Source organism: Dongia deserti (genome assembly GCF_003574735.1).
GTDB lineage: Bacteria > Pseudomonadota > Alphaproteobacteria > Dongiales > Dongiaceae > Dongia_A > Dongia_A deserti.
Genome location: NZ_QORW01000004.1, coordinates 289,862 through 306,707, shown reverse-complemented (window position 1 = coordinate 306,707; position 16,846 = coordinate 289,862). Strand labels below are relative to the sequence as shown.

Below are 16,846 nucleotides of genomic sequence, written 5' to 3'. Positions count from 1 at the left end.
TCTGGTGGATCGCCACGATGATGCGCTTTCTTCGGTATTCTGTGGCCGCGATCATCGGTATCGCCCTCGCCGCCATCGCACTGATCCTGGAAGGCGAAACGCTGGAGACCATTATCTTCGGGATCAAGGACGTGCCGGTCATAGATTTCGCGACGCTGGAGCGCAGGGCCGCGCCCAATCAGTTTCTGCTGTGCCCCACGTCCCTGTGTTCCACGCGAACAGACGGCGCAGCACCCGTCTTCAACGTCACGGTCCCGAAGCTGCAGGCTGAGTGGGATGCCATGATCGCGGAGCAGCCGCGGGTCCAGGTGCTCCGCCGCGACCTCACCAACATGCAGATCGACTACGTGCAGCGCTCGCGGTTCCTGCGGTTCCCGGACCTGATCACGGTGCGGTTCCTGCCGGTCGACGACACGCACTCGACGCTCGCCATTTACAGCCGCTCGCTCTACGGCAAGGGCGACTTCGGCGTGAATCGGGCCCGAGTCGAGGAATGGCTCGCCAGGCTGAAGGCGCGGTTGGGCTAGCCGCCGCGAAACAGTTCCGCAATGCTCGATCGATGACGGCGCGGCTTGAGGGACGCACGAAAGTGCGAATCGCGCGGCCTCGATTGGACGCTGTTCAAGGCATGAAGCAGTGCGCCTAGGGCCGCAAAGCGGCCTCAATCAGGACCGGCCTATCCGCGCGATTATCCCGTTACGTCAACAGATTGCTCTCTTCACACGGGATGTGAAAATAAAACAGACTCGCTTTTCACGTTCAATTCACGGCGCATGTGGCTATCTGTGCGCGCCATAAGATTGTGGAGGGCCACATGCCAACGTTGACGACGGTTGTCGCTGTGAGGAAGTCATGCTGACTGCCCTCGTCCTGATCTGTTCGATTGCGACAACGCCGGATTTGAGAGACTGCGATACCGACAATGCACGGGTCGTGATGCGCGTTCCTCAGGCTTACGCGAGCCCGGTGAGCTGCGCCATGCATGGCCAAGCCTACTTGGCAGAAACTGCGGTCGGGCGGGCGCTCACCAAGACCGACCGGGTGAAGGTCGTCTGCATGCGCCAGGAAAAAGCCGAGGAAATGATCGCCAAGCTGCCGAACCAGTGACGATTCGGCAGCCGGGCGGCGATGCGGCTACCGCTTCGAATCGAGGGGGATCGCCCTATTGTCCGTTCCACGGCGCCAGAACGGCGCGCTTGGCGGCGCGTTGCTCCTCGACCGGCAGCTTGAAATTGCCGCCAAACGGCGCGGATTCGAATGAGCCGTAGCTGGGGTTGGGGAGCATGATCCATTCGCGCCCCCACCGCGCGTGGTTCTCTTCGAATACCGTCTGCCGTTCCTCGACGCTGCCCTTGTAGGCGTCGGTGAAGTCGCCGAAATTATCGCCGATGCAGAGCAGGATACGATAGTGCCTGGCGATGGCCGCGCGCCGCGTGCCTTTGGCGGAACTCCAGTCTGGTTGTTCCTTCGCGCTCAGGATCGTGTCGACATTGGCGCTCATGGGAAAACCGAGTTTTCTCATGTTCTCACGCGTGGGCCCTTCTTCCACCTTGGTACGGTTCGTGACGTAGAACACCCGGACACCCTTGGCCTCCGCGTATTTGGCGAACTCGACCGCGCCGGGGGTGGCCAGTGATGTCTGCGAGTTGACGAACTGGGTCCACGTCTTGGGACTGAAGGTCAGGTTGTTCATCACCATCCAGGCCTGATAGCCCGAATTGTCGAGCACGGTTTCATCGGCGTCGATGACGATGGCGGGGGTCAGATCCTTGAAGTCGCCGGTCTGCTCGGCGGGCGCTGCGGTCCAGCTCTTATCCTTTAGCGCCTGGTCGAGGCGAATCTTGGCGAGTTCGAAAAGTGCCAAGGTCGTGGCCTGGTATTCGACCGAGCGTTGCATCCAAAGGACTGCGTTCAGATTGTCGTTGGCGGGCACGTCCTGCGCCCAAGCGGCGGGGGATAACGCAGCGCAGAGCGCCAGCGCGGCGAGCGGACGAAGACTGACTCCCAGCATGACGATCTCCCTACAGTTTTACGACTGAGGGATCATAGGAAGAAGGTCGTGCGGGTGGCAAGCAGCCCGCGGCGCCGCGCTCTAGATCGCGCGGCAGATCAGCTCGGCCGGGGCCAATACCGCACGCTCGAACAGGTCGACGACATTGCGGAAGACCTTTTGTAGATCGGCCCTGAGCAGGAGATGGATGCCGAGGAGAGTCGGCCAGGTTGCAAACGCGAGTCAGGCCGAACTCTTGAGCGCCGCGGCGGTCAGGTCGCCCAGCCTCTGCTGCTGCTTGCCATGGGCGTCGAAATTGCTGGGATCGAGCCAGGTTTCGTACGCGGCCTTCAAGGCCAGCCACTCGTGATCGATCATCGCAAACCAGGCGGTGTCGCGGTTGCGGCCCTTGTAGACGGTGGCCTGGCGGAAAACGCCCTCGAAGGTGAAGCCGAGGCGCTGCGCGCCGCGGCGTGATGGCTCGTTCAACGCGTCACATTTCCATTCATACCGGCGATAGCCGAGCTCCTCGAACACCCGGCACATCATCAGATACATCGCCTCGGTCGCGGCGCGCGTGCGCTGTAGCCGCGGGGAATAGTGGATATGCCCGGTCTCGATCACGCCGAACTTGGGGTCGATCCGCAGGTAGGAGGCGACGCCGACCGCCTTGTTGGTGCTGATGTCGATGATCGCGTGGAACAGGGGATCATCGGCCAGACAGGTTGCCTTCATCCAGGCGCGATACTCCGGCAGCGTACCGAACGGCCCGTACGCCATGTAGGTCCAGCTTCGGCCATCGGCATCCTCTGAGATCGCTTCAAACAGATCGGCGGCGTGCCGATCGATGTCGATCGGCTCGACCCGGCAGTAGCGGCCGACAACGGGCGTGCGCGGCGGCGAGTTGACCGGCTTCCAGTGCGGCACTTGATACCCGATCGGCTGTCCCAGCGAGTTCAACCGGTTCTTCATGCAAGCCCCGCGCGACGATTCGGAGCACCATCATAAAGCCTTTAGTGGCGCTCGCCATCACTTTGCAAAAAGCTGCAAAGTGAATCGCTAAGGGCGGTTTCCAATGTTGCGTGCGAAGCGCCGGCGGGCCAGACTTTGCCCATGTTGCCCGAAGCCGACAGCTATTCCGCGCTTGTCCGCGATTTCCGCTGGCAGGTGCCCGCCCGCTATAACATCGGCGTTGATGTCTGCGATCGCTGGGCCGTCCGGGAGCCGGAGCGGATCGCCCTGACCTTTGTCGGACCGGACGATGCGACGCGTGACTATTCATATGGCGAGCTGCGCACCTGGTCGAACCGGCTTGCCAACCTGCTTCGGAAGCTAGGGGTCGGCCGCGGTGACCGCGTTGCCGTCCTGCTGCCGCAAGCGCCTGAGACGGCGGTCGGTCACATCGCAATCTACAAGCTTGGCGCGATCGCCGTCCCCTTGTTCGCCTTGTTCGGGCCGGAGGCGCTGCAATACCGGCTTGCCAATTCCGGCGCCAAGGCCGTCATCACGAACCGCGGCGGCGCGGCGAAGCTGGCCGAGATCCGAGCCAGCTTGCCCCATTTGGAGCACGTGCTCTGCGTTGATGGCGCTGCGCCGGGTTGCTGGGAACTCTCGGCAGCGCTGGAGACTCAGGTGGCGGATTTCACGCCGGTCGATACGGCAGCGAACGACCCGGCCCTCATCATCTACACCTCGGGAACGACCGGCCAACCGAAGGGCACGCTGCACGCCCATCGCGTGCTCTTGGGCCATCTGCCAGGAGTCGAGATGAGTCACGACCTGCTGCCGCAGCCGGGTGACAAGATCTGGACGCCGGCTGATTGGGCCTGGATCGGCGGCCTGCTCGACGTTTTGATGCCGGCGCTCCATCACGGCGTTCCCGTCGTGGCGCGACGGTTCGAGAAGTTCACCGGCGAGGCGGCGTTTCAGCTCATCCAGGATTTCGGTATCCGGAATGCCTTTCTGCCGCCGACCGCGCTCAAGATCATGCGCGGCGTCCCGGAGCCGGAGGAGCGCTGGCGCCTCGCCATGCGCTCGATCGCCAGCGGCGGCGAGACTCTCGGTGCCGAGTTGATTGAGTGGGGCAGGCGCGTCTTCGGCCTCACCATCAACGAGTTCTACGGCCAGACCGAATGCAACATGATCGTCTCCTCCTGCGCGCGGCTGATGCCGGCGCGGCCGGGCATCATGGGACGCGCCGTGCCAGGACATCACCTCGGGATCGTGGATGCAGCCGGTGCTGTCGTGTCGGAAGGAACGCTCGGCAACATCGCGGTTCGACAGCCCGATCCGGTGATGTTCCTGGAATACTGGCGCAACCCCGAGGCGACGGCGGCCAAGTTCGCCGGCGAATGGCTGCTGACCGGCGACACCGGCACAATGGATGGAGAGGGGTGGATCAAGTTCGTCGGCCGCGACGACGATGTCATCACGTCGGCTGGCTATCGGATCGGGCCGGGTGAGATCGAGGACTGTCTGCTGGGACATCCGGCGGTGCGCCTTGCCGGCGTGGTCGGGAAGCCAGACGAGGAACGCACGGAAATCATCAAGGCTTACGTCGTCCTGCAGGAGGGGCACACGCCGAGCGACGAATTGGCGCGCGACATCCAGGCCTATGTGAAGAAGCGCCTCGCCGCGCACGAATATCCGCGCGAGATCGAATTCGTGAGCGAGTTGCCGATGACGACGACGGGCAAGATCATCCGCCGCGCGCTGCGTGCGCGCTGAACGGGCTGCGGATCATCAACCGGACTGCTGCGTCTTCTGGGTGGCTGCCAGGGGCAGGCGCGCCTCGAGCCACGCTGCGGCATCTGGTGGAATGGCTGCGGAGCCATCGAACAACCGATTGCTCCGGGCGTCTTGACCTTCGAACAGCCCGTGGTAGTGGACATGGACAAGGGGGCGCGGCAAAGCGGTTCGATCGGCAAGATGGAGGGGAAAGTTGTAGCCGTCCGGCAGCAGTCGGACAGGTATTCGGCTGGCCACGCAAGCCAATGAGAATGCTGCTTGGCTGGTGCCCCAATACGATGTGGCTGAGCCGCTCAAGACACCGGTTCCGGCGGCAACTTTGGGCCCCTCGCTTCCCCATGGCCGCAGGCCCGCAGCGACCATCCTCCCGAGGATCTCCTCCGTGCGTGTGAAGAGGCCGTGAGAGCGGCGCGCCACCAGGAGGCCGCCATTATAGCTTGCCCGGACTCGGCATCCATCGATGCTCGTCACCACGAAGGGAAGATCCGAGTAGTCGACCTCTGCGATGCGGCAAATCTCCTGCCAATAGCGATCGAACGGGTCGCTCGGCCCGGTGGTGCACATGCCTTTCACATCAACCGGTCTGGCTGCAGCCTCCCAATCGCCGAGTGAGAAGTCCGGCTGCTCAAAAAAGAGCGTGTCGCTGTCGAGTTGCGCAATTACATCTGGCCCGGACCTGCGCTCAATCCACGCGGCAGAGTGGACGCGATAGCTCGTGCCGTACAGCGGACAGCAGCTATCGACCTCGATTTCGTGGTAATCGACATTCAGCCGCTCCAAAGCGCAGATGGTCGCGGCCAACGGGCGGCGGCTTGGCCTGGGCGATACCACCGTTATGCGAGGGCGCGCATAGCCGCCGGCGAAGCGACGTATGCTTTCGCACAACAGGAGCGCCTGCGCTTCGAGGATTCCTGTCTCGGCGATCGCCACGAACTCGACGTCATTCGGTGGCTCTCGGTCGGCGAGCTTCTCGGTCATATGCGACGCCTCAGATCTTCTCGACGATGAGCTGGTAGCCGCGATGCAGCTCCCGATACTCCCCGGCGCGGACCCGAAGGAACGTATCGACGCCTAGCTTGGGGCGATCCATTTCCGTCCCCATCAGGGACCAATCGTAGTCGTCGAAGACAACAATTCCATGATTTTTGACCATCGGCCACGACAACGTCGCGTCGGACTGTACATCGGCGCTCCGGTGACTGCCGTCGATATAGACAAGGTCGAACTGGGCTCCTTGCAAGAGCAAGCGGGCCAAGGCTTGCATGGATCTCGACTTCAGCTTGACCACGCGGTCGCCGAACTCCGCCACGTTCGCATCGAAACGCGCTTCGATGTGTGGAACGGCAACACGCCACTTCTCGACCGTGAGATGCTCGGCACTTCCGGCAAAAGTATCGATACACGTAAGCCGGCAGTTCGGCAGATACCGAAGAAAGAAGATCGCTGAACGGCCTTCCCACGAGCCGATTTCGAGGACCGTCAGCGGCTCGTTGCGGCGCGACCCAAGGAGCGAAGCCCAGATGGGATAATAACGCGATGTCCAGTCCGTCGTCAGATCCTTGCCGCGAAACCAGGCCGAGTAGTCCTCGCTCGTCATATTCTCCTTAGCTCGATCCATATTCACCTCATCCACGTCCAGCACCACCCTGCGTGCGCTTGCGTATTCCCAGGACCAGGGGCACTGCCGCAAGCTTCATGCGCTCGACTGCAGCTCTGCAAGCAGCATATGGGCCCAGGGCGCAGCACAGCAGGCAAATCGATAGAGCGCGATAGGACAATGGAGGTGGTTCACTCAGGATGCGGCGAATCAGATTGCGCTTCAACCTAGCGGCAGCGAAGCGGTCGTCCGCTCTCGCAGTAGGCGCGACCGAGGCAAGGAATGCACGAAGTACGAGCAGCAGCTTGTGGTAAGCGGCTGTTCGGCGCGGAGCGGGAATGGTGCGACCACGAAGGAACTCGCTGATACTTGCCGCAAGTTTGTCGTCGTACAGGTCATATACGAGGCCTATTCGAGACCAGAGCACTTCGCGGATGCGATGGGTGCGCGACCTCCCGCGCCTCGAATCAGTCGTAGTGAGCCCGCGGCTGTTGACCCGGTAACGCACGAGCGGCTCGGGGACGTTCCGCGCGCGGCAATGTGGAAGCATGTCGAACCACAAATAGTGATCTTGGGAAACAAGCTCTCCGGGCCGATAGTGTCCGGCAGACTCGAAACAGTGGCGGCGGAAAGCTACGGTCGAGTGGTAAAATGGATTATGGAAGAGAATGGTCCATCGGATCTCAAGATCACTCTCCGGCATCGGCTGAACTCCTATTACGGAGTCTGTCTCATCGATAAGCGTGCACCAACTGCCGAGAAGGCCAAGCTCGGGATCGTCCGATAGCATGGAGAACAGGCGCGAAATTCGATTGGGCTCTGCAAGGTCATCGGCATCAAGCCGGACGATGATGTCAGAACGAGCGGACTCGATCCCTCGATTCGCGGCGGCGGCCGTGCCAATGTTGATTGGGTTCGCCAGAACGCTGATGCGTGGATCACGTCGAGCGATAGCGTCGAACAATGCTTGCTGTCCGGTTCCGTCATCGACCACGATCAGCTCGAAATCGGGAAAGTCTTGGCTGATTATGCTTTCGATCGCGTCGTCCAAAAAGCGCAAGTCGTTGAAGACCGTCATCACGACAGAGATTTTTGGAGGTGCACCATCCATCACGTGACCCGGAAATCAGGCATTGCATTCGGAGGAGCGATGATGAGGGAAGGGCGCTCGAAAAACAAGAAACGATCGATATTCACGCGAGAAGGTGTCTCGTTGTGCACAAGTGTCCGCGCGAGATCGAATTCGTGAGCGAGTTGCCGATGACGACGACGGGCAGGATCATCCGCCGCGCGCTGCGCGCACGGGCCGTGGCGGAAGCGACGGCAACGAACACGCCCTGACCCCTGAAAATGAAAAATCCCTTCCTGCAGAGAGTGCGGAGAGGGAATTCTTTGACGCGTAGCACGGTTGTCGGTGCTGGAACCTTGCCCCGCGACGCCCATGGCTCGAAGCGCAAGTGGGATGACGCCGCAACAGCAGTAACCTAGCTGGAGGAAGAGAAGAGGAAAACTGATGGCCAACGAAAGGACTGCAAGATACGAGCTGCGGCTGGAGCGTCTGCTGGACGCGCCGCGCGCGAGTGTTTGGCGGTGCTGGACGGAGCCCAACCTGCTGGAGCAATGGTTCGCGCCCCAGTCCTGGAGAACCGAGGTGAAGACTCTGGAACCGCGCACCGGCGGCGCGTCTCACATCGTCATGCGCGGCCCGGACGGCGAGGAATCCGATGGCGACGGCGTGTTCTTGGAGGCGGTTCCGGAGCAGCGGTTGGTGTTCACCAACGCCTTTACCTCGGGGTGGATCCCATCCAGCAAACCCACGGTCGTCCCCTTCATGACCACGATCATTGAGATGTCCGACAAAGACAGCAAGACTCGCTATGTCGTGCGCGCCCTGCACTGGACCGAGGAGGCGCGGAAACAGCATGAGGAGATGGGCTTCCATGAAGGCTGGGGACAGACGGCCGGCAAACTCGAAGCGCTTGCCCGGACGCTCTGAAAACGCAAAAAAATGCGTCGGTTGCTAAGCCGCAGCATCCTATCGGGATTTGACGAAGCGTTCCAGTTTGCCCAGCGTTTGCAAGCCCAGTTCGACTGCGCCAAATCCTTTCGCCTCCTGAAACGCGGCCTCTGTACTGAGCACCATGCCCAGCGTCACCTTCGTCGCCCCGTCCTGATCCTCGAACGACGCCCAGGCGTCGGCATGTTTTGGTCCGTTCTCGCCCCATAGCAGCGTATAGCTGATCCTCTCCTCGGGTCGGACCTCGGTATAGAGGTGATGGTTCGGGAAGACCGCGCCATCGGGCGCGATCATGTCGAACACCCATTCGCCGCCCGTTCGCAGGTCGATCCTCTTCGTCCGGCAGGAAAACCCATCCGGCCCCCACCATTGTGGCAGCGTCTCGGGGTTCATCCACGTGTTCCAGACGATGGTTCGTGGTGCCTGTATCATTCGCTGCAGCACCATGGTTCGCTCGGCCGCTCCTGCGAGATTGCGCAGTCCCGCATCGAAGCCCTGCCGGTAGCTAGCCTCCATATCCTCGGCCAGCGAGGAAAGCTGCACCGTTACGACCAATCGGCTGCGCTCGTCTGTGCCTGAGAAATCAGCCGTCACCAGCGCCGCCGATTGCGTCACACCACCGGAGGAGACCACCTCGTAGTTCACGCTGCGCTCTGCCGGCTGCAACTCAAGCCAGCCACATTCACAGCGGGTATCCGGCTGGCCCTCAATCTTGCAGAGCGAGACCTCGCGTCCACCCACCCTGATGTCGGCTTCCAAAAACTCCACGGTGACAGAGGGCGTGGGCGCGGCCCAGACCGCTCGCGCGGCTGGCGCCGTCCAGGTCTGCCACAGCACCGACAATGGCGCGGCCACGTCCCGCTCGAAGGTCAGCGTCGCAAAGCGGCCTTCCGCATGATCGGGCGCCGCAGGCATGCGCTCGGGGTTCAGTTTCGATATCATTCGGCGCGTTCCTTCATAGTTTTCATCGCAAATGCGTCCAACCGGCTGAGCCGGCCTTCCCATATTGCCCGCTGCTCATCGAGCCATGTCCGGACCGGTTCCAATGCCTCCGGCACGATGACGCAGGTGCGCACCCGCCCATCCTTGGACGTGGCGATCAGCCCTGCCTCCTCAAGCACTGAAAGGTGCCGCATCACCGTGGGCAGGCGCAGCCCCGTGGGTGCCGACAGATCCGAGACCCGCGCGGGCGTTTCAGCGAGTCGGGTCAGGATCGATCGACGGGTCGGATCGGCCAGGGCATGGAAGAGCAGCGAAAGTTCCGGATGATGCTTAGTCATAAAGCTAACTATCATCCGAGGCGTCTGCCGCGCAAGAGAAACTTCGTCAATTTGCTAAGTGTTCCCACATTGGCATCGGGGCCACGAAGCAGTCGGCTTCTTTGCAGGGGACGGGCCGGAAGATCGGGTGCAAGCACAGACATTAGTTTGCCATACGGTGAACAATTGTATATAGTTCACCATATGGAAACCTATCGAACACCACTTGATGCCGCTTTCCACGCGCTTTCCGACCCGACCCGGAGAGCGATCATCAACCGTCTGATGACAAGCCCCGCGCCGGTCAAGGAACTGGCCGAGCCTTTCAGCATGGGGCTGCCTGGCTTCCTGAAACATCTTCGGGTGCTTGAGGACAGCGGATTGATCGCTACCGAGAAGGCCGGCCGTGTCCGCACCTGCCGGGTGAGGATCGAGCGCTTGGCGGAGGCCGAGACCTGGCTTTCCGAGCAGCGCGCGCTTTGGCAGGCCAGAACCGACCGCCTGGCCAATTATGTCGAAACCCAAATGTCAGGGAACGAAGATGAGGACTGAAAATACCGAGTTGAATATCTCGCGGATCATCAACGCTTCGCCCGTCACGGTCTGGAAAGCGTGGAGCGAGCCGGAGCATCTTGCGAAATGGTGGATACCCGCTCCCATCGAATGCAAGGTCGTCAAGCTGGACCTGCGGCCGGGCGGCGGCTTCGAGACGTTGATGAGTGAAGGCGGCGGCGAATTCAAGCCGCATATCAAAGCCTGCTTCCTCGACATCACGCCTGCGCGGCGGATGGTCTGGACCACGACCCTGGCTGAGGGCTGGCAACCGATCGAGCCCTGGTTGGCGCTGACCGCGATCATCACATTTGAGCAGGAGGGAAAGGGCACGCGGTATTCGGCCCGGGTGCTGCACAAAAGCCCCGCCGATAGCCGCAAGCATGAGGAGCTGGGATTCCACGAGGGATGGGGCACGACGATTGACCAACTCGCAGCCTTTGCTGAGCGCTTGAAATGACGCAAAGGTCGCCGAGCCGAGGCCAACTTATCCTTGGATTTCGCCTGAAACCGAGCAGTCCAGTTTCGGCCTAGGCCAGTCACACCCTGCTTGTTCCTCGGTGAGGGGAGCGGTCCTCAACGTGTGATCGGCGGTTGTAGCGGACGGACTATCTGCCCGGTTGAGCGCGTGAGAACTACGTCTCGCAGCACAATAGCACTCCAGGCGCCTACCTTTATTGATAATCAAAAGAGATGGACTATCAATTTGCGCCGTAATCGGCGGTGTTTGGTGGGCCCGGCGGGACTCGAACCCGCGACCTCTCGATTAAAAGTCGCTTGCTCTACCGACTGAGCTACGGGCCCACTCTGGCCGCCGGAGGCATGTCCGCCGGGGCCGGCAAGGGCTTCCCAAAATCCCGCCCAAAATGCAAGCGCAAAACCCGCAATGGCGCCCTTCAGAACGCACCGGCGGGCAGGAAAAGCCAGAAATTCCGCTGTCTTAGGGGGTGAGCTTGCGCGGGGCGCCGGTGAGGGGCTTCAGGGGCCGGGCCTTGATCGTGGAATTAACCGGCGCGGCTTTCGAAGGTGCCGCGGGCGGGGCCTTGGCAACTGGCTTGGCCGCGACCGGCGCAGGCTGGCAGGCATTCTGCGCCGCCTCGAACCGGTGCCAATTGTCCCGCATCACATCCGGCCACACGCCACTGACTGTGTGGTCCGGCCAGTAGAGATCGCCGTTCCAGAACCGCGTTACAGAGCCGCCGGCGAAGTCCGGCTCGACCGTCACAAACGCAAGCTTTTCCCCGCGGGGCGAGTCGATGGTGATCTCGTGAACGCCGCGGTAGATGTCGACCGTCGGCCTCCGGTCGCGGAAATTCTCCCCCAGCTTGACCGCAAGGCAGGAGGTCAATGCCCGCGGGGCTACCGGCGATTTCATCACGATGTCCGGCTCAGCCACCTTGACCGTAGGGGTGCAGGCGCCAGCGCCCAGCGCCGCCAGGGCGGCGAACAGAGGGGCGGCAAGAAATGCAGGGCGTTTGCTCATAACCATCATGCAACGCAAGCCATGTGCCAGGGCATCTTGTGGCCCAAATCACTTTTCCCCTTCGTTAATGCTTGTAGGGTCAAATGGCACTGCCTACGCCACCCTTTTTTGGGGCGGCGCCTGAAGGAACGATCACATGTGCCGGTGGCTGACCTATTGCGGCGACCCGATCTACCTCGACAAGGTCCTGTTCGAGCCGCGCAATTCCCTGATCAGCCAGAGCCTCCGCGCCCGGCACAGCCACGTCACCACCAACGGCGACGGCTTCGGGATCGGCTGGTACGGCGAACGCCCGACCCCGGGTGTCTATCGCGATATCCTGCCGGCCTGGAACGACCAGAACCTCAAGAGCCTGGCGCACCAGATCCGCTCCAGTCTGTTCCTGGCGCATGTGCGCGCCTCGACCGGGACGGCGACCTCGCGCGCCAACTGCCACCCGTTCGCTCACGGCAAATGGCTGTTCATGCATAACGGCCAGATCGGCGGCTATGAACGCGTGCGCCGCCGGCTGGAAGCGATGATCGATGACCGCTTCTATTGCCATCGCGTTGGTACGACGGACAGCGAGCTCATCTTCTACCTGCTGCTGAGCGACGGGTTGCAGGAGGATCCAATCGGCGCGCTGACGCGCACCATCGGCAGCATCGAACGGCTGGCACGCGACGCGGCGGTGAACGAGCCGTTCAAGTTCACCTCGGTGTTGAGCGACGGCGAATTCGTCTATGCGGTGCGGCATTCCAGCGACGAGGTGCCGCCGACGTTGTTCCACCGGCAGCGCAGCGATCATTTCATGGTCGTGTCGGAGCCGCTGGACGAGGAAGAGGATTGCCAAGCCTGGCGCGAAGTGCCGGCCGGTCACATGCTCGTGATCGAAAAGCGCGGCAGTCTCGAGATCACGCCCTTTCTTCCGAGCATCTGAGCCTCCATCCGGAACGTAACGCTTATGAACGCGTGACGGCCATCACAGTGCTGCTGCGCTGTGTGACGGCATTCACAGAATCCGCCATTTTGCGGCGTTAACGTCCGCATGCAGTTATTGAAGCGGACGCAGGCATACCCTACGTGCTGATCCACGAGTTTGGAGGGGACAATGTTTACGACCGAAACCTACCAGGACGTCTTGAGCGAAAACGGCTATCGTGACCATGCGGCCAGCAGCGCCTGGATCGTCGTTGTCGCCGTGACCGTCGCGCTCATTCTCTTCGCCTAGAGACAGCTTCGCTGTCATCCAATCCCAGTTCCTGGCGCCGCTTCCTGGAGAGGCCGAGCGCGACGATACGGTGGGACTCCTTCAGATAGCCTTTCAGGTCCTTATCCGACAGGCCCGGCTTCGCGTAGTGCTGGATCCATTTCATCCCGCGTGAGGCGAGATACGGCGCCGGCCTCAAGCCGCGCTTGTCCTTCAGCATCTCATAGGCGATCGGCGAGACTTTGAAGGTGACGCGGCCGCCATTGGCATCCCAGCCGCCGATCGCGAACACCTTGCCGCCGACCTTCCACACATGATGGTCGCCCCACTGCATCACGTAGGTCGTGGCAGGCAGCGACTTACAGAAGGCGTTGAACTCTTTCTCGGTCACACGTCCAGGTCCCGGGCGAACTGGGCGTTCTCCTGTATGTATTGGAAACGCAGCTCGGGTTTGCGGCCCATCAGGCGTTCGACCAGGTCGGAGGTTTCGCGCGCCTCCTGCCGTTCCTCTTCGACGTAACGATGGGGCATGCGCACGCGCAGCAGCACGCGGTGCTTGGGGTCCATGGTGGTGCTCTTGAGGTCGGCGGCGGGCATTTCTCCGAGGCCCTTGAAGCGGCTGATCTCCACCTTGCCGCGTCCGGAGAACTCGGTCTTCAGCAGCTCCTCCTTGTGCGCATCATCGCGCGCATAGACTTTCTTCGCACCCTGGGTGAGGGCATAGAGCGGCGGCTGCGCCAGGAATAGATGGCCGTTCTGGATGAGGTCCGGCATCTCCCGGAAGAAGAACGTCATCAGGAGCGAGGCGATGTGCGCGCCGTCGACATCGGCGTCGGTCATGATGATAACCTTGTCGTAGCGCAGGCGCTCCTCGTCATACTTGTCGCGCGTGCTGCAGCCAAGCGCCTGAATGAGGTCGATCAATTCCTGGTTCCCGGAGAGCTTGTCGGCGGATGCACTGGCGACGTTGAGGATCTTTCCGCGCAGCGGCATCACGGCCTGGGTCTCGCGATTGCGCGCCGTCTTGGCCGAGCCGCCGGCGGAATCGCCTTCGACCAGGAAGATCTCAGTGCCCGGCCCGGTCTTGGTGCAGTCGATCAGCTTGCCCGGCAGGCGCAGCTTGCGGGTGGCGGTCTTGCGCAGGATCTCCTTGTCCTGGCGCTTGCGCAGGCGCTCCTCCGCGCGCTCGATCACCCACTCCAGGAGGTCCTTGCCGCGGGCGGGATCGGCGGAGAGCCAGTGATCGAAATGGTCCTTGATCGAGGTTTCGACCAGGCGCGCCGCTTCGGCCGTCGCCAGCTTTTCCTTGGTCTGGCCCTGGAACTGCGGATCGCGGATGAAGAGCGACAGGATCACGACTGCCCCGCCAATCACATCTTCGGCGATGATCTGGCCCGTCTTGCGGTTGCCGATGAGCTCGCCATAGGCGCGCAGCGACCGGCTGAGGCCTGCACGAAGGCCCGTCTCATGGGTGCCGCCTTCGGGGGTAGGGACCGTGTTGCAGTAGAAGCTGCGCAGCCCCTCCTCTTCGTCGGATGCGACCGGCCAGGCAATCGCCCATTCGACCCGGCCTTGCTTGTCGGGAAATTCCGCCTGCCCGACGAACGGCGTGGAGGTGACGGTCTGCTTGCCATTGAGGCGGGACGCCAGGTAGTCCCCCAGGCCGCCCGGAAAATGCAGGGTCTCCTCGGCTGGTGTCGAATCCTTGTCGCTGATTAGCGAAGGATCGCACGACCAGCGGATCTCGACACCGCGATAGAGGTAGGCCTTGGACCGGCACATGCGATAGAGCCGGTTCGGCCTGAAGTGCGCCTGCTTGCCGAAGATCTCGGGATCGGGATGGAAGCGCACGCTGGTGCCGCGCCGGTTGACGCCGCCGGCATTCTTCAACTTTCCCTTCGGCTTTCCCTTGCTATAGGCCTGAACATAAAGCTCTTTGCCGCGCGCAATCTCGACGGTGAAATCGTCGCTGAGCGCGTTGACCACCGACATGCCGACGCCGTGCAGGCCGCCGGAGGTCTCGTAGACCTTGCCGCCGAACTTGCCGCCGGAATGGAGCGTGGTGAGCAGGACTTCGACCGCGGGCTTGTTGCCGTATTTCGGCATGGGATCGATGGGAATGCCGCGGCCATTGTCGCGCACGATGATATAGCCGTCGGCGCCTAGCTCGACCTCGATGCGGCTGGCGTGGCCGGCCACGGCCTCGTCCATGGAATTGTCCAGGATCTCAGCGACTAGGTGATGAAGCGCATGCTCGTCCGTGCCGCCGATATACATGCCAGGGCGCCGCCGTACCGGCTCCAGCCCCTCCAGGACCTCGATATCTTTGGCGCTGTAGTCCGCGCCCCGCTTGCCGCCGCTGAAAAGATCGTTCATCCGACTCGTGTTCCGAAGGTGATTGCGGGCAAAGACATAAGGCCCCGGGCAGGCCCGCTGCAAGCTTTCCGATGCGACGAATTATCGTGGCATTTCAAAGGCCAAGCCGGCACGAGCCGCACCGGCCGCCGTTGCGCAGTTGGACACGGTCCGCTAAATAGCGTGACCCTTCACTGGATTGCGAGCGGGGGATGGCGCCGAAGCCGGCCAAGATAGTCTATTGCCCGATGGAGATCGCCTCGCGGGAGCTGGATTCGCGCCTCCTGCTGACTGCGATTGCGGCCGCGCGCGGCTTCGAGGTGGTGCTGGGCCAGAAGTGGCTGATCGAGCGCAACATAGAGCGCATGACGCCGGGCATCTACCTCTCCAAGACGCTGACCGTGCGCGATGCCAAGATGCTGAAGCGGGCGCGGGCGGCGGGCTACATCACGGCGGCAGTCGATGAGGAGATCCCCGGCCTCGTCGTGCACGACAAGAACTTCTGGTGGGTCTCGCGCGATGCGGTCGATGCAACCGACGTCATCTTCCTGCCCGGGACCTTCAACTCGCGGGCGTTCCTGGAGGCGTTCGGACTCGAAGCCGGCCGGGTCAAAAAGGCTGCGAACCCTCGCTGGGACCTTCTGCGGCGCGAGCTGCGCACGATCTTCGCCGAAGAAGCTGACGCACTGCGGCGACGGCACGGCGAGTTCATCCTGCTGAACTCGAATCTCGGCTTCACGAATTCCCACAAAGGCAACATCGACGAGATCATCCAGTCGCTGGTCGACCAGGGCAAGGTCGATCCGAACAACCACGCGTTCATGGCAGAGCTCAGGGAGTTCGGGCGGATGGAGAGCGGCAATCGCGCGGCGCTGCTCGAGCTGCTGCCGGCTCTGGCCCAGGCCTTTCCGCACTACAAGATCGTCGTTCGCCCGCATCCGAGCGAGAATGTGGAGGCGTGGCAGGAATGGACGCGCGGAATCCCGAACCTGTCTGTCATTCGCGAGGGCTCGGCAACCGCATGGATCATGGCCTCGCAGGTCCTCGTCCACACTAACTGCTCGACGGGCACCGAAGCCGTCGCACTCGATCGTCCGGCGGTGTGCCTCGTGCCGACGGACAGCCCCGCCAATCGCCGCTACCTGGCCAACCTCGTGAACCCGGTTGCTAAGACGGCGCGCGAAGCCCTGGAGGCGGTCGCCTCGTTCCTGTCGGAGCCGGCGCGCTGCTATACACGCGAGATGATCGATCGATACCGGGACACCTTGTCCTACGACGACAAATGGACGGGTGCGGAGCAGATCATATCCGGCATGGAGGAGCTCGCGGCCGCGCGCGGCGGGTGGAGCGCGAGCGGTGAAGGGATGAGCGCATGGCATCCATCCCTCGGCTACCGTTGGCATCAGGCAGACAAGAATGTCCGCGGCACCCTGTTCCCCGAGCTCGACCTCGTGGCTGTCGAACGGCGCCTGAAGCAGTTCAGCGAAATATTGGGCCTCGATACGCAGCTCAACATCGAAGGCTGCGGCACGAAGGTGGCCCTGATCTCGCCGCGCGGCCTGCCGCTGACTACCCGCATCCGCCGCGCGGTCGGACGGTGGTAGCGGGCCTACAATCTCGGAAGATCTGGCAAGCTATTGGAATTGTTGGAATTGC

The 16,846-nt window shown here is 62.3% G+C and carries 19 protein-coding genes and 1 tRNA gene; 9 read left to right on the top strand and 11 right to left on the bottom strand.

All coding sequences use genetic code 11. The annotated features are described in order from the left end of the window. Nucleotides 1-17 precede the first annotated feature (17 nt). Entirely contained in the window at nucleotides 18-527 is a 510-nt protein-coding gene (locus tag DTX69_RS08375; protein ID WP_119301068.1) for a DUF1499 domain-containing protein, read from the top strand. A gap of 325 nt (nucleotides 528-852) precedes the next feature. Further along, the gene (locus DTX69_RS08370) at nucleotides 853-1,107 is read left to right on the top strand and encodes a hypothetical protein (RefSeq protein WP_119301067.1); all 255 of its coding nucleotides are present in this window, start codon (nucleotides 853-855) and stop codon (nucleotides 1,105-1,107) included. Nucleotides 1,108-1,162: 55 nt separating this feature from the next. On the opposite strand, the gene DTX69_RS08365 is transcribed toward DTX69_RS08370, so the two are convergent. Continuing rightward, nucleotides 1,163-2,011, bottom strand: a complete 849-nt coding sequence (locus tag DTX69_RS08365) for a 5'-nucleotidase, lipoprotein e(P4) family (RefSeq protein ID WP_119301066.1) — start codon at nucleotides 2,009-2,011, stop codon at nucleotides 1,163-1,165. Nucleotides 2,012-2,233: 222 nt separating this feature from the next. Next, entirely contained in the window at nucleotides 2,234-2,962 is a 729-nt protein-coding gene (locus DTX69_RS08360) for a GNAT family N-acetyltransferase (RefSeq protein ID WP_119301065.1), read from the bottom strand. Nucleotides 2,963-3,103: 141 nt separating this feature from the next. On the opposite strand from DTX69_RS08360, the gene DTX69_RS08355 reads away from it, so the two are divergent. Further along, nucleotides 3,104-4,717, top strand: coding sequence for an acyl-CoA synthetase (locus DTX69_RS08355; protein ID WP_119301064.1), 1,614 nt, complete (start codon nucleotides 3,104-3,106; stop codon nucleotides 4,715-4,717). A gap of 15 nt (nucleotides 4,718-4,732) precedes the next feature. Here DTX69_RS08355 and DTX69_RS08350 read toward each other — a convergent pair whose 3' ends face one another. From DTX69_RS08350 to DTX69_RS08340, 3 genes are read right to left on the bottom strand one after another with little or no spacing between them, the layout of a single operon-like run. Next, nucleotides 4,733-5,668 carry a hypothetical protein gene (locus tag DTX69_RS08350; RefSeq protein ID WP_162916946.1) on the bottom strand — a complete coding sequence of 312 codons (936 nt, stop codon included), beginning with the start codon at nucleotides 5,666-5,668 and terminating at the stop codon, nucleotides 4,733-4,735. A 58-nt stretch (nucleotides 5,669-5,726) separates the two neighbouring features. Further along, nucleotides 5,727-6,383 (bottom strand): class I SAM-dependent methyltransferase, encoded by a 657-nt coding sequence (locus DTX69_RS08345; RefSeq protein ID WP_119301062.1) that lies wholly within the window; start codon nucleotides 6,381-6,383, stop codon nucleotides 5,727-5,729. Then, nucleotides 6,364-7,446, bottom strand: coding sequence for a glycosyltransferase (locus DTX69_RS08340; protein ID WP_119301061.1), 1,083 nt, complete (start codon nucleotides 7,444-7,446; stop codon nucleotides 6,364-6,366). Before DTX69_RS08340 ends, DTX69_RS08345 begins: the two co-directional genes overlap by 20 nt. 104 nt (nucleotides 7,447-7,550) lie before the next feature. Here DTX69_RS08340 and DTX69_RS30590 point away from each other — a divergent pair, with 104 nt between their 5' ends. Both DTX69_RS30590 and DTX69_RS08335 read left to right on the top strand, forming a co-directional pair. Further along, a complete protein-coding gene (locus tag DTX69_RS30590) occupies nucleotides 7,551-7,676 on the top strand; it encodes a hypothetical protein (RefSeq protein WP_284735631.1) in 126 nt (41 codons plus the stop codon). A 172-nt stretch (nucleotides 7,677-7,848) separates the two neighbouring features. Then, nucleotides 7,849-8,331 carry an SRPBCC family protein gene (locus tag DTX69_RS08335; RefSeq protein WP_119301060.1) on the top strand — a complete coding sequence of 161 codons (483 nt, stop codon included), beginning with the start codon at nucleotides 7,849-7,851 and terminating at the stop codon, nucleotides 8,329-8,331. Between the two features lie 39 nt (nucleotides 8,332-8,370). Here the strand turns inward: DTX69_RS08335 and DTX69_RS08330 are convergent, their stop codons facing one another. Together DTX69_RS08330 and DTX69_RS08325 are read right to left on the bottom strand one after the other, a co-directional pair. Continuing rightward, nucleotides 8,371-9,294, bottom strand: a complete 924-nt coding sequence (locus DTX69_RS08330; RefSeq protein ID WP_119301059.1) for an SRPBCC family protein — start codon at nucleotides 9,292-9,294, stop codon at nucleotides 8,371-8,373. Beyond that, nucleotides 9,291-9,632, bottom strand: coding sequence for an ArsR/SmtB family transcription factor (locus DTX69_RS08325; RefSeq protein ID WP_284735630.1), 342 nt, complete (start codon nucleotides 9,630-9,632; stop codon nucleotides 9,291-9,293). The genes DTX69_RS08330 and DTX69_RS08325 overlap by 4 nt, the downstream gene beginning before the upstream one ends. 183 nt (nucleotides 9,633-9,815) lie before the next feature. On the opposite strand from DTX69_RS08325, the gene DTX69_RS08320 reads away from it, so the two are divergent. Then, the gene (locus tag DTX69_RS08320; protein ID WP_119301057.1) at nucleotides 9,816-10,163 is read left to right on the top strand and encodes an ArsR/SmtB family transcription factor; all 348 of its coding nucleotides are present in this window, start codon (nucleotides 9,816-9,818) and stop codon (nucleotides 10,161-10,163) included. 10 nt (nucleotides 10,164-10,173) lie between these two features. Continuing rightward, nucleotides 10,174-10,623 carry an SRPBCC domain-containing protein gene (locus DTX69_RS08315; RefSeq protein ID WP_284735629.1) on the top strand — a complete coding sequence of 150 codons (450 nt, stop codon included), beginning with the start codon at nucleotides 10,174-10,176 and terminating at the stop codon, nucleotides 10,621-10,623. A gap of 268 nt (nucleotides 10,624-10,891) precedes the next feature. Here the strand turns inward: DTX69_RS08315 and DTX69_RS08310 are convergent. Beyond that, nucleotides 10,892-10,967, bottom strand: a tRNA-Lys gene (locus tag DTX69_RS08310). A 136-nt stretch (nucleotides 10,968-11,103) separates the two neighbouring features. After that, complete coding sequence (locus DTX69_RS08305) at nucleotides 11,104-11,646, bottom strand: hypothetical protein (protein WP_119301055.1); 543 nt, start codon at nucleotides 11,644-11,646, stop codon at nucleotides 11,104-11,106. Between the two features lie 136 nt (nucleotides 11,647-11,782). On the opposite strand from DTX69_RS08305, the gene DTX69_RS08300 reads away from it, so the two are divergent. Next, nucleotides 11,783-12,565: a class II glutamine amidotransferase gene (locus DTX69_RS08300; RefSeq protein WP_119301054.1), complete on the top strand. Its 783-nt coding sequence runs from the start codon at nucleotides 11,783-11,785 to the stop codon at nucleotides 12,563-12,565. 274 nt (nucleotides 12,566-12,839) lie between these two features. Here DTX69_RS08300 and DTX69_RS08295 read toward each other — a convergent pair whose 3' ends face one another. Both DTX69_RS08295 and parE read right to left on the bottom strand, forming a co-directional pair. Further along, on the bottom strand, nucleotides 12,840-13,226 hold the full coding sequence (locus DTX69_RS08295; protein WP_119301053.1) for an MmcQ/YjbR family DNA-binding protein: 387 nt from the start codon (nucleotides 13,224-13,226) through the stop codon (nucleotides 12,840-12,842). Next, complete coding sequence (gene parE / locus DTX69_RS08290; RefSeq protein WP_119301052.1) at nucleotides 13,223-15,211, bottom strand: DNA topoisomerase IV subunit B; 1,989 nt, start codon at nucleotides 15,209-15,211, stop codon at nucleotides 13,223-13,225. The genes DTX69_RS08295 and parE overlap by 4 nt, the downstream gene beginning before the upstream one ends. A gap of 191 nt (nucleotides 15,212-15,402) precedes the next feature. Between parE and DTX69_RS08285 the strand changes: the two genes are divergently transcribed. Beyond that, nucleotides 15,403-16,794 (top strand): surface carbohydrate biosynthesis protein, encoded by a 1,392-nt coding sequence (locus DTX69_RS08285; RefSeq protein WP_119301051.1) that lies wholly within the window; start codon nucleotides 15,403-15,405, stop codon nucleotides 16,792-16,794. Nucleotides 16,795-16,846 lie beyond the last annotated feature (52 nt).